This is a genomic window from Nocardioides sp. 616, from assembly GCF_002930065.1.
GTDB lineage: Bacteria > Actinomycetota > Actinomycetes > Propionibacteriales > Nocardioidaceae > Nocardioides > Nocardioides houyundeii.
In genome coordinates this window covers 24,722-36,960 of sequence record NZ_POAG01000019.1, presented here as the reverse complement: position 1 = coordinate 36,960, position 12,239 = coordinate 24,722, and the positions used below count along the sequence as shown (strand labels likewise).

The following is a 12,239-nucleotide window of genomic DNA, read 5'->3' as shown; positions in this document are numbered from 1 at the left end:
GCGGTCTCAGCGCAGGGCCACCTCCGCGACCAGCGCGGCGTGGTCGGTGCCCGCGATCTCGACCACCCGGGTCCCGGTCGCCGTCCAGCGTCGCCCCAGGAGCACGTGATCGATGGCGAGCAGCCGCGGCAGGCCCAGCCCGGCGACCCGGACCTGTCCCGCGGAGGGCCACGTCGGCTGCCACCCGGAGTTCGCCACCTCCGCGGCGTCCCGCAGGCCGGTGGCCAGCAGGCGCCGGAACCGACCGTGGTCCACGGTGGCGTTGAGGTCCCCCAGCACCAGGTCCGGCCGCTCTTCCCGCACCGCCCCGCGCAGCGCCTCGTGGTCCGAGCGCCACCCGCTGCCGTCCCCCATCGGCGACTCGGGGTGGGTCACCACCACGGTGACCGGCTCGCCGTCCACCTCGGTGACGGCCGTGAAGGAGACCCACTGGGTCCCGATCGGCCGCACGTCGGTGATGGGGTTGCGGGAGAACAGCATCGAGCCCGACACGCCGTAGACCGCCTCCCCCGCGTGGAACGGCAGCCGCTCGTTGAGGCCGGCGTCCTCCATGGCCCACAGCGTCGAGGGCTCGATCTCCTGCACCGCCAGCAGGTCGACGTCGTGCTGCTCGGCCGCCTGCACGACCTCCTCGGGCTCACCCGTGCCGTTGAGCACGTTGACCGTCATCACCCGCATCCGGGCACCGCCGGCCGCGGGCGTGGGCGCGTCGCCGGCCAGGTAGGGCGCGAGCCACCAGCCGTGTAGCGCGAGTCCGCAGGCCGGCACCAGCAACAGCGCCAGGGCGAGACGTCGGTGGCTGCGGGCGAGCACCGCCAGCAGCACCAGCCCCACCAGGTACGCCGGCACGGCGGCGGGCGCGAACGACACCGCGCGCACCAGCACTCCCCGCTCCGGTCCCAGCACGCGCAGCAGCGTCAGCGCCGCGGCGCCGAGCAGGCACGCCAGCAGCGCGGACCACAGGAGCACGGATCGCAGGCGCACGCGGGAGAACCTACTCCGCCTTCCCGGCTCGGGAGCGATCGATGCTCAGGCGCGGTCGAGCACCACGAGAGCGTCGCGGTGCACGACCTCCCGCTCGTAGCCCGCCCCCATCTCCCGCTTGAGCTGCTGGGAGGACTTGCCGAGCAGGTCCGGCACCTCCCGGGCATCGAAGTTGACCAGCCCGCGGGCCACCGGACGACCGTCCGGGTCGACGAGGTCGACCGGGTCGCCGGCCTCGAAGCTGCCAGACACCCCGGTGACTCCGGCGGCGAGCAGGGAGGCGCGGCGCTCGACCACGGCACGCACGGCCCCGTCGTCCAGGACCAGGCTCCCCTTGGGCTCGGTCGCGTGGGCGAGCCACAGCAGCCGGATCCCCCGACGCCGCCCGGTGACGTGGAACAGGGTGCCGACCGGCCGGCCCTCCAGCGCCGCGGCGGCGTCGGACGCCGCGGCCAGGACCACGGGGATCCCGGCCCCGGTCGCGATGCGGGCAGCCTCGACCTTGGTCACCATGCCGCCGGTGCCGACACCCGCCGAGCCGGCGCTGCCGATCCGCACGCCCTGGAGATCCACCGCAGAGCGCACGTGCTCGATCCGGTGGGTGCCCTCCTGGCCGGGCGGGCCGTCGTACAGCCCGTCGACGTCGGAGAGCAGCACCAGCAGGTCCGCGTCGACCAGGTGCGCCACCAGCGCGGCGAGGCGGTCGTTGTCGCCGAACCGGATCTCGGTGGTGGCCACGGTGTCGTTCTCGTTGACGATGGGCAGCACCCCGAGCTCGAGGAGCTTGGCGAGGGTCTGGTGGGCGTTGCGGTAGTTGGCGCGGCGGGTGACGTCGTCCACGGTCAGCAGCACCTGGCCGGTGGTCAGCCCGTGCCGGGCGAACTCCTCCTGGTAGCGGTGGGCGAGCAGCCCCTGGCCCACCGACGCCGCGGCCTGCTGGGTGGCCAGTGCGCGCGGGCGGCGACTCAGTCCCAGCGGCGCTAGTCCGGCGGCGATCGCGCCGGAGGAGACCAGGACGACCTCGGCGCCGCGTTCGCGCACGTCAGCCAGTACGTCGGCCAGCTCGGCGATCCGGTCGGGGTCCAGCCCGCCGGCCCGAGTCGTCAGCGACGAGGAGCCGACCTTGACCACGACCCTGCGGGCACCGGCCACGACGGCACGCAGGTCCTCCCCCGGGGTCATGCCTCCGGGTCGTCCTCGGCCCAGTCCGGGTCGTCCTTGGACCCGATGACGTAGGAGCTGGGACCGAAGGTCTCGGGCTTGTCGATGCGGCGCGCCACGTCGGCGCGGGTCTCGTTCTCGCCACGTTCGTCCATGGCGGCCTCGATGTCGCGGCGGCGCCCACGCGCCGGCCGCGCCTCCTCGAAGCGCTGGTCCTCACCGCGACGTCCCAGCATCTCGGCGCCGGCCTCGATGTTGGGCTTGAAGTCGAAGACCACGGAGTTGTCGGGGTGCCCGATCAGGACGGTGTCGCCCTCCTGGGCGCCCAGCTGCACCAGCTTGTCCTCGACACCCAGGCGGTTGAGCCGATCGGCGAGGAAGCCCACGGCCTCGTCGTTGCTGAAGTCGGTCTGACGCACCCAGCGCTCCGGCTTGGCACCGCGGACCCGCCAACCCTCGGGGGTCTCGACGACCTGGAAGTCGCCCTGGCCGACCGCGGGCGGGCGGATGACGATGCGGGTGACCTCCTCGACCGGCTTCGTGGTGCGCGAGCGCTGCACGATCTCGGCCATCGCGAAGGTCAGCTCCCGCAGGCCGGCACCGGAGGCGGCCGAGACCGGGAAGACCAGGTGTCCCTGCTCGCGCAGGTCGTCCACGACCATGTCGGCGATGTCGGAGCCGTCGGGGACGTCGATCTTGTTCAGCGCCACCAGACGGGGCCGGTCCTCCAGTCCGCCGTACCTGCTGAGCTCGGACTCGATGATCGCCAGGTCGTCGACCGGGTTGCGCCCCGGCTCGATGGAGGCGGTGTCGATCACGTGGACGATGGCGGCACAGCGCTCGATGTGGCGCAGGAAGTCATGGCCCAGGCCGCGACCCTCGGCAGCGCCCTCGATCAGGCCGGGGACGTCGGCGACGGTGAAGACGGTGTCACCGGCGCGGACCACCCCGAGGTTGGGCACCAGGGTGGTGAAGGGGTAGTCGGCGATCTTGGGCCGGGCCCGGGAGATCGCCGCGATCAGGGACGACTTCCCGGCGCTGGGGAAGCCGACCAGGCCGACGTCGGCCACGACCTTGAGCTCGAGCCTGATGTCCAGCTCGTCGCCGGGCTCTCCGAGCAGGGCGAAGCCGGGCGCCTTGCGCTTGGAGGAGGCCAGCGCCGCGTTGCCGAGGCCGCCGCGGCCACCGGAGGCCACGACCATCTCGCTGCCGGCACCGACCATGTCGCCGAGCACGTTGCCCGCCGCGTCGCTGACGACCGTGCCGTCGGGGACCGGCAGCACCAGGTCGGCGCCGTGGCCGCCGTTGCGGTGGGCACCGGCTCCGTGACCACCGTGCTCGGCACGGCGCTGCGGGCTGTGGTGGTAGTCGATGAGGGTGGTGACGTCGGGGTCGACCCGGAGGATCACAGATCCACCGGGGCCCCCGTTGCCGCCGTCCGGCCCGCCGAGGGGCTTGAACTTCTCGCGGTGCACGGACGCCACACCGTTCCCGCCGCGGCCTGCGCTGACGTGCAGCGTTACCTGATCGACGAAGGTGGGGACGGCCATGGGGATCTCCTGACTGGGGTGAAACACACGAAGGGCGTCCCAAGTCCAGGGACGCCCTTCGATGGATGCTGTGCTGAGGTGCTGGGAAGCGTCAGGTCACTCGCCCGGGACGATGTTGACGACCTTGCGGCCGCGCCTGGTGCCGAACTCCACCGCACCCGCGACGAGCGCGAAGAGGGTGTCGTCGCCGCCGCGGCCGATGCCGCTGCCGGGGTGGAAGTGCGTGCCGCGCTGGCGGACGATGATCTCGCCGGCGCTGACGACCTGGCCGCCGAAACGCTTCACGCCGAGGCGCTGGGAGTTTGAGTCGCGACCGTTCTTGGTCGAGGCTGCACCCTTCTTGTGTGCCATGAGCTCAGTCCTTCGTGGATCGCGAGAGGCGGGAAGCCACTCAGAGGGAGATGTCGGTGACCTTGACCTGGATGTACTTCTGGCGGTGACCCTGGCGCTTCTTGTAGCCGGTCTTGTTCTTGTACTTCTGGATGATGATCTTGGGACCCTTGGTGGCGCCGAGGACCTCGACGGTCACGGATGCCTTGTCCAAGCCCTGGGCGGTGACGTTGTCACCGTCCACGACCATGACCACGGGCAGGGAGACGGTCTCGCCGACGGCGGTGTCCATCTTGTCGATCTCGATGACGTCGCCAACAGCAACCTTCTGCTGCTTGCTGCCACTGCGCACGACTGCGTACACGGCGGACTCACTCTCCTCTGGTTTGGCCTGACCACTGCTGGCCTGAATGACAACGAACTACGGCCCCTGCCACCGGTCGCGCGTGAAAGGCGTGCGGGCCGTACGAATGGGGGGTGCGCTGGAGCGCACGAGGAACAACTTTACGACTTCGACTGCGACAGGGCAAAACGAGGCCCCGTCCGACCCTGCAGGAGCGCCGGATCCTCTCCTGCCCACCCGCGAGGAGCAGGCAGGAGAGGGGCTCGGCAGCATCGGGTCAGCGCTTGCGAGCGCCCTTCTTCTTGATCGGGACGTGCTCGACCTGGGACTCGGGGTCGCTCGACCCGTCACCGGTCCCGGAGCCGCCGTCGGTGGGCGTCTCCAGGCCGGACAGCGCCGGGTCCACGGTGACGACCGCGGGCGGTCCAGCCGGCCGGGAGGCGGTACGACGGCGCGTCCGGGTCACGACCCGGGGCTTGTCCGTCGCCACGGAAGCAGCCTGCTCCACCTGGTCGGGCTCGCGGCTCCCTTTGGGCGTCGCGTCGGGCTCTGACACCGGGGGTGCCACGGGGGGTGCCACCGGCTCTGACACCGGCTCTGACACCGGGGGCGCCACGGGGGGTGCCACCGGGGCGTCCCGCTCAGCCTCGGTGACCACCGGCGGCGCCAGCACCGGCTGCTCGTGCTCCTGGGCAGAACCGTTCGGCTCGACCGGCTCGGGCTGCGAGTCGGGCTCTGCCTGCCTGGCCTCGACCGCCTGGAGGACGCTCTCGGGCTTGACCATGGAGGCCACGACCTTGGGCGAGGGCGGCACGATGCGATCCGGGGTCCGCTCGGGGGCCTTCTCCGGGGTCCTCTCCGCGCCCTTCTCGCCGCGGCCGCTGCGAGCTCCTCGGCGCCCGCCACCACCGCGGCGTGCCTCGTCGTCGCCTGCCCTGGGCTCGACGGGGGTGCTCTGCACCACCACGCCCCGCCCGTGGCAGTGGTCGCAGTCGTGGGAGAAGGTCTCCAGCAGGCCGGTGCCGATGCGCTTGCGCGTCATCTGGACCAGGCCGAGCGAGGTGACCTCGGCGACCTGGTGCCGGGTCCGGTCCCGTCCCAGGCACTCCACGAGGCGCCGGACCACCAGGTCCCGGTTGGCCTCGAGCACCATGTCGATGAAGTCGACCACGATGATGCCCCCGATGTCGCGCAGCCGCAGCTGGCGCACGATCTCCTCGGCGGCCTCGAGGTTGTTCTTGGTCACCGTCTCCTCGAGGTTGCCCCCGGAGCCGGTGAACTTGCCGGTGTTGACGTCGACCACGGTCATGGCCTCGGTGCGGTCGATGATCAGCGAGCCGCCCGACGGGAGCCAGACCTTGCGGTCCAGTCCCTTGGCGATCTGCTCCTCGATCCGGTACGCCGAGAACACGTCCTGGTCGCTGTGCTCCGAGGGCCGGTAGCGCTCCAGACGCGCCTCGAGGTCGGGTGCCACGTGGGTGACGTAGCCCTGGACGGTGTCCCAGGCGTCGTCGCCCTCGATGACCAGCTTGTTGAAGTCCTCGGTGAAGAGGTCGCGCACCACCTTGAGGGTGAGGTCGGGCTCTCCGTAGAGGAGCTGGGGGGCGTTGCCCCGCGCCTTCGCCTCGATGTCCTCCCAGCGGGCCTTGAGCCGCTCCACGTCCCGGGTCAGCTCGTCCTCGCTGGCGCCCTCGGCTGCCGTGCGGACGATCACGCCGGCGCTGTCCGGGACGATCTCCTTGAGCAGCGCCTTCAGGCGGTTGCGCTCGGTGTCGGGCAGCTTGCGCGAGATGCCGCTCGTGGTGCCGTCGGGGACGTAGACCAGGAAGCGACCGGCCAGGCTGACCTGGCTGCTCAGGCGCGCGCCCTTGTGCCCGATCGGGTCCTTGGTGACCTGGACCAGGATGGTCTGGCCGGAGGTGAGCACCGACTCGATCTTGCGGGGCTGCCCCTCCTTGTGGCCGAGCGCCGACCAGTTCACCTCGCCGGCGTAGAGCACGGCGTTGCGACCCTTGCCGATGTCGATGAACGCCGCCTCCATGGAGGGCAGCACGTTCTGCACCTTGCCCAGGTAGACGTTCCCGATCAGCGAGGTCTGGGACTCGCGGGCCACGTAGTGCTCCACGAGCACCTTGTCCTCGAGCACCGCGATCTGGGTCAGGTCCTTGCGCTGACGGATGACCATGACCCGGTCGACGGCCTCGCGGCGGGCCAGGAACTCGGCCTCGCTCACGATCGGAGCGCGGCGGCGGCCGGCCTCGCGACCTTCGCGACGCCGCTGCTTCTTGGCCTCGAGCCGGGTGGAGCCGGCGACCGCAGTGATCTGGTCCTCGGCCGAGCGTGCCTTGCGCACGCGGGTGACGGTGTTCTCCGGGTCGTCACCGTTGTCCCCGCCGTCCTCGCTGGAGCGGCGACGGCGCCTACGTCGGCGGGAGCTGGGCGAGCCGTTCTGGTCCTCGGCACCGTCGGTGCCATCGGGGCCCTCAGAGCCGTCGGAATCGTCGGCGGACTCCTCGGCGGAGGCCTCGGTCTCGTCCTCGGAGTCTGCCGAGTGGTCCTCGCCCTGGTTCTCACCGGCCTTGCGGCGACGGCGACCGCCGCGGCGCCGGCGGCGACGCGCCGGGGTCCCTTCGTCCTGGTCCTCGTCCTCGTCGGCCTGGTCCTCGGCCTGGTCCTCGGCCTGGTCCTCAGCCTGATCCTCGGCCTGGTCCTCGGCCTGGTCGGCCACCGCAGCCGCGTCGAGCGCGTCGGTGATCTCCAGGTCGTCCTCCTCGACCGGCGTCTCGACCGGCGTCTCGGCGGGTGCCTCGACCTGGTCGGCGGCGACCCGGGTGCCGGTGCCCCGGCGGGAGCGGGGGTTGCGGCGCGTCACCTTGGGGGCCTCCAGGGAGGCCTCGGCAGCCGCCGGGGCGGCCTCGGCGGTGGCGGCACTCCCGGACGCGGTGGTGGCGTCAGCGGTCGTGGGCGACTCGGCCACGGCGGGTGTGCGCGTCGCGGCAGGAGCCGACTCGGCCGAGGCGTTCGCCTCAGCAGCCTTGGCACGGGCTGCTCGGGTCGAGGTGCCGCGGGTGCGCCGGGTGACGGTGGTCCGCGGTGCCTCGGCCGGGGCCTGCGGCTCGGGGTCCGCCGGCGTGGCCGCTGCGGGCGCGTCCCCCGGTGCGGTGACGGGTGCGGTCGCCGGATCTGAGACGGGAGCAGTCTCGGCGCGCTTGCGGGTACGTCGGGCCGGGGCCCTGGTCTCGGGCGCCTGGAAGAGCGGCAGCGTGCCCGTGACCGGCTCGGTGGCCGCAGCCTCGGTCGACGCGGCGGACTCCTCGGAGCCGGCCGCAGGTGCGACAGCCTTCTTGGCTGCCGTCTTGCGCGTGGTGCTCTTCCTCGCGGTGGTCCGCTTGGCGGCCGCCTTCTTGGCCGGCACGCCCTCCTCCCCCGGCACGTCCGGGCCCGCGGGGACACCCTCGCTCGAGCTCTCCGGGAGCGGGTCGGCGGCAGCACTCTCGCGCGCCGTCGTGGTCTTCTTCGCCGCCGTCTTGCGGGTGGCGGTCCGCTTGGCCGCCCTCTTCACGGGTGCAGCACCGTCTGCCGGCGTGGTGGACGCGGCGCCCACCTCGTTCGCGGCGGACGAACCGGTGCTGCCGTTCGACTCTTCAACAGGATTCTCGTCGAGCATCTGCGCTCCTCGACCGGTGCCGTGCACCGGCTGTGTTAGGACGACGGGACCCGAGCACTCAGGATCCGCGACGTAAAGCCTTCGATGGCGGCGACGCCCTCCGCGGGCGCGTCGACGGATGCGCGCCGTCCACCTGCCGCGGTCGCGGGGCCCTGAGACACCTGTCGGTGTCACACGGGAGAGCCCCTGTCACGGACTCACCCGGGCCGCGTCGCGGTCTGGTGGCGACCTTCATCCCTCGTGCCGGACGACTGGATGTCGAGCCGGCGAGAACGTCGTCGGGTCCCACTCGGCGGCGTACGCCGTCAGGTGCGACCAAGGGCGAGTATCGCACACCGGTGAGCCGAAGGCCCTAAACCAGCGGATGCAGCGGGTCGGCGATCGCGCCGGACTCCTCGTCCAGGGGGCCCTGCTCGATCCGGGTCAGCAGCGGCACCCCGCCCACCGTCGGGAGCTCGCCGACCGTGGCGAGCGCGGCCAGCACGTCGTCGGGCCGGACGGCCGGCACTGTGTGTCGCAGCACCAGCTCGAGCACCGTGCCTCCGGTGCCCGGCTCGGCGACCAGGGACAGCACAGCGGCCCGGGCGTCGAACTCGCGCTTGCCCTTCTTGGTCATCCGTTCGACCAGGACCTCCTGCTGAGCCAGGAAGCGCTCGACCAACGGCTCGATGCCGTCCACGCCGGGCAGTCCCACCCGCCAGCGGCTGGCCTGCAGCAGGTCCGCGAGCGAGCCCCCCGGGGACTCCACGACCTCCACCACGTCCAGCCCGTCGGGCAGCGCCTCGTCGAGCTCGCTGTGGACCTGGGCCGGGTCGACGACCTGGGCGAGCCCGATCTCGAGGTACTCGGCCTCCGAGGCCGCGCCCGTCGGTGAGGCATTGGCGTAGGAGATCCGGGGATGCGGGTTGAAGCCCGAGGAGTAGGCCATCGGGATGCGGGCCCGGAAGATCGCCCTCTCGAAGGCACGACTGAAGTCGCGGTGGCTGGTGAACCGCAGCCGCCCGCGCTTGGCGTACCGGATCCTCAGACGCTGGACCGGTGGGGCTTGCTGCTCAGGCTGCTCACGCACGCCGGACACCGTAGCTGCCGACCTCCCCGAACCCCGCGTCCAGGGCCTCCGGTGCGGCTTCGGCGACTAGCATGACGTCGTCTTCCCCACGATCACGGAGCACGGATGAGTCGGTTCAGGACCACGCTGCCCTGGGCAGTGGTCGCGGCGCTGGGCCTCATCTGCCTGTTCTCGTTCACGGTGGTGACCCTCGACCCGGCCGACCAGGGGACTCCCGCGCCCCGGCCCGCTGCCGTCGCGACCGGCGTACCGCCGACGGCTGCTCCGTCCGCTGACCCCAGCGGCACGCCCGCGTCACCCACCACGTCCCCGACGGTGTCGGACGGCCCCTCCCCCGCTCCCGCGACGGGGCCCACCACCTCCCCCGGGCGGTCCCCGACCCCCGCCACTGTGAAGACCGTCATCCCCACCTCGCCCTCACCCAACCCGACCCGCAGCGGCACCACCACCGCCCCCGGCCCGACCGCTTCCCGCGCCGCGCCGTACTGCCTCCCCCAGCCGAGCGTCGTCTCGCTCAAGGTGCTGACGTTCAACATCCACGCCGGCATCGGGCCACGCGGCCTGGACCTGGACACCATCGCCGGGGAGATCCGGGCCTCGGGCGCCGACGTCGTGCTGCTGCAGGAGGTGGACCGGTTCCGGCCCCGGTCCGGGTCGCTGGACACCCCGGCCCAGCTGGCCACGGAGCTGGAGATGTACCAGGCGTTCGCCCCCAACCTCACCTGGGCGGCGGGGAGCCGGGAGCCGCAGCAGTACGGCCTGGCCACCCTCTCCCGCTTTCCCATCACCGAGGCGGAGCACCACACGCTGCCGAACCGGCCCGGCGGCGAGCAGCGTGGGCTCTTGCGCACCCGCGTCGACGTGCAGGGTCACTCCGTGGACGTCTACAACACCCATCTGGACCACACCTCGACCGAGCTGCGCAGGGCCCAGGCCCGGTCGGTCCAGCAGGTGGTGTCCACGAGCGCCCCGACGCCGGTGGTCGTCGGCGGCGACTTCAACGCCAGCCCGGGCAGCGAGCCGTACCGGACCATGACCGCGACCCTGACCGATCCCTGGACCCTGGTGGGGCAGGGATCCGGACTGACGGTCCCGGCCCGGGCCCCGCGCGCCCGGATCGACTTCCTGTTCCTGACCCAGACGCTCGTCCCCGCCGGTGCCCGGGTGCTGCCCTCTGCGGTCTCAGACCACCGCGCGGTCGGGGTGGACCTGCTGCTCGCCAGCGCCAGCCGGTGCGAGTGGGTCGACCCGTCTCCCGGCTTGTAGTCTCCTCGCGAGCCGACCAGAGCACGAGAGGACCTTCGTGGATCGAGAGAGCCTTGCCCGGCGGGACCGGACCCTGCCGTGGTTGCTCGGCTGGCTGACTCTTCTTGCTGTCGGCTGTGTCCTAGCAGCCCTCACCAGCAACGTGCTGCCACTGGTGCTGGCCGCCCTCGCCGCGTGCGTCTCGGCGTACGCCGGAGCACTCGGCTGGCGGCTGTCCACCGCCGTCGTGCTCGCCGGGTCACTGGTCGGCCAGGTCCTGCTCGGCTACGTGAGTGCCTCGGTGGGCTGGGACATCGGCGCCGACAACCTCATCGCGTGGACCGTGGTGGGCGCCGGGCACGCGGTGATCGCGGCCCGCACCAGGCCCGACCTGAGCCGCCGCCAGCTGTTCGACCTCGGCGCCGTGCTGCTCACCCCGGCCGTGATCGGGTTCTACTTCCTCTGGACCGCCCTGACCTCACCGCACCCCTGGTTGACCTGGGCGATGGTCGGCGACTCGGCCAACAACATGATCCTCAACCGGCAGTTCGTCCGCCAGGGCGGTCTGATCCTCGAGCAGGGCAACCCGGCACCGCTGGCGACCGTGGTCCACGGCTCGTGGGGGGCGGTGGGCCTCGATGGGCTCAACGCCAGCGACACCGTGCGCCAGCTCGTCCTCTCGGCCGGCCAGCTCGGCCTGCTCCTGTTCATGGCCGTGTCGGTGCTCGCCTCCCTGCTCGCCCTGGCCTCGGCACGCCCCGGCGGCCAGCGGGTCCTGGTCGCGGCGGTCGCGGGCTTGATCCCCTGGCTGTGGTTCGGCGCCGGCTACACGTTCGCCTACGGCTTCCAGAACGTCGCTCCCGCGCTGCTGCTGCTGCTCGTGGCCTGGATGTGCTGGTGCGCCCAGGTCCACCACCCGGTGGCTGCCGTCACCGGACTGGTGCTCAGCACCTGGGCCTGCGGCACGGCCTGGGGTCCGGTGGCCGCGGTGCCGGCTCTGTGGCTCCTCGTCGCGGCCCTGCGTCAGCGCAAGGGGCTGCGCGCCTCCGGCCGGCTCGTGCTGGTGCCGGTCCTCACCTTCGCCGCAGCCGTCGCGTACGCCGTCTTCATCACCCTGCCCGACCTGCAGTCCGCCGGCGGATTGCCCTCGTTCGACGGCGCCTCCCCTGTCTACGACGCCAAGCGCAGCCTGTGGATCGGCATCGGCGCCGCCGTCCTGGTGCTCGTCCTGCACCGCTGGCTCGACCCGCAGCTGCGCTGGGGCTTCTGGACCGCGGCGCCGGCCATCGGCCTCGGCGTCGCCCAGCTGATGCTTGCCAGGGAGGGCATGCCCACCTTGTGGGGCTACTACCCGATCAAGTTCACCTGGATACTCATGACGGTCGGGGTGATCGTGCTGTTCGCGGCACTGGTCTCCCCCTTCCAACGCCTGGCGAGCCGCGCCTGGAGCGGCACCGGGGTCATCCCGGCGCTTGTCCTCAGCGTCCTGGTGATGTATCTGGTCACGCCCCCGGTGCGGCCCATGACGGTCGCCTCGGTCCTCGCCCCGGTCCGGATGCACGACGACCGGGTCAACGACCAGGCCCTGGCCGAGATGTTCCGGCTGATGGCCCAGCACCCCAAGACGATCCTCGCCGGCTACTCACCGACCGACGGGATGTACAACTTCTGGTTGATGCAGTCCTCGGCGAAGGACCTCAACGCCTCCATCCGCCAGTTTGCCTACGTGCTGGACCCTGCCGACTGGGAGGCCGTCTGTGCCGCCGCCAAGGTGTGGGGCGAGGGCACCCGGGTGCTGACCAGGGACCGCACCTTCGCCAAGACGATGCGGACCTACTGCGAGGCTCCCGAGGGCCTCGAGATCACCCTCGTCAAGGGCTGAACCCCCCG

General features: G+C 72.1%; 9 protein-coding genes. 2 read left to right on the top strand and 7 right to left on the bottom strand.

Features of this window, described 5'->3' with window-relative positions; translation table 11 throughout:
• Nucleotides 1-6: 6 nt before the first annotated feature.
• From C5H89_RS11385 to C5H89_RS11355, 7 genes are all read right to left on the bottom strand, one after another.
• Entirely contained in the window at nucleotides 7-984 is a 978-nt protein-coding gene (locus C5H89_RS11385) for an endonuclease/exonuclease/phosphatase family protein (RefSeq protein ID WP_104107151.1), read from the bottom strand.
• 45 nt (nucleotides 985-1,029) lie between these two features.
• Nucleotides 1,030-2,166, bottom strand: coding sequence for a glutamate 5-kinase (proB, locus tag C5H89_RS11380; RefSeq protein WP_205304994.1), 1,137 nt, complete (start codon nucleotides 2,164-2,166; stop codon nucleotides 1,030-1,032).
• On the bottom strand, nucleotides 2,163-3,695 hold the full coding sequence (obgE, locus tag C5H89_RS11375; protein WP_104107150.1) for a GTPase ObgE: 1,533 nt from the start codon (nucleotides 3,693-3,695) through the stop codon (nucleotides 2,163-2,165). Before obgE ends, proB begins: the two co-directional genes overlap by 4 nt.
• Before the next feature lie 96 nt (nucleotides 3,696-3,791).
• Nucleotides 3,792-4,046 carry a 50S ribosomal protein L27 gene (gene rpmA, locus C5H89_RS11370; RefSeq protein ID WP_101523953.1) on the bottom strand — a complete coding sequence of 85 codons (255 nt, stop codon included), beginning with the start codon at nucleotides 4,044-4,046 and terminating at the stop codon, nucleotides 3,792-3,794.
• A 40-nt stretch (nucleotides 4,047-4,086) separates the two neighbouring features.
• Nucleotides 4,087-4,389 (bottom strand): 50S ribosomal protein L21, encoded by a 303-nt coding sequence (gene rplU, locus C5H89_RS11365; protein WP_104107149.1) that lies wholly within the window; start codon nucleotides 4,387-4,389, stop codon nucleotides 4,087-4,089.
• 256 nt (nucleotides 4,390-4,645) lie between these two features.
• Nucleotides 4,646-8,035, bottom strand: a complete 3,390-nt coding sequence (locus C5H89_RS11360; RefSeq protein WP_104107148.1) for an Rne/Rng family ribonuclease — start codon at nucleotides 8,033-8,035, stop codon at nucleotides 4,646-4,648.
• 352 nt (nucleotides 8,036-8,387) lie between these two features.
• Nucleotides 8,388-9,104 (bottom strand): TIGR03936 family radical SAM-associated protein, encoded by a 717-nt coding sequence (locus C5H89_RS11355; RefSeq protein WP_101526083.1) that lies wholly within the window; start codon nucleotides 9,102-9,104, stop codon nucleotides 8,388-8,390.
• 105 nt (nucleotides 9,105-9,209) lie between these two features.
• On the opposite strand from C5H89_RS11355, the gene C5H89_RS11350 reads away from it, so the two are divergent.
• A complete protein-coding gene (locus C5H89_RS11350; RefSeq protein ID WP_104107147.1) occupies nucleotides 9,210-10,370 on the top strand; it encodes an endonuclease/exonuclease/phosphatase family protein in 1,161 nt (386 codons plus the stop codon).
• Nucleotides 10,371-10,407: 37 nt separating this feature from the next.
• Entirely contained in the window at nucleotides 10,408-12,231 is a 1,824-nt protein-coding gene (locus C5H89_RS11345; RefSeq protein ID WP_162799343.1) for a hypothetical protein, read from the top strand.
• The last annotated feature ends 8 nt before the right edge of the window (nucleotides 12,232-12,239 follow it).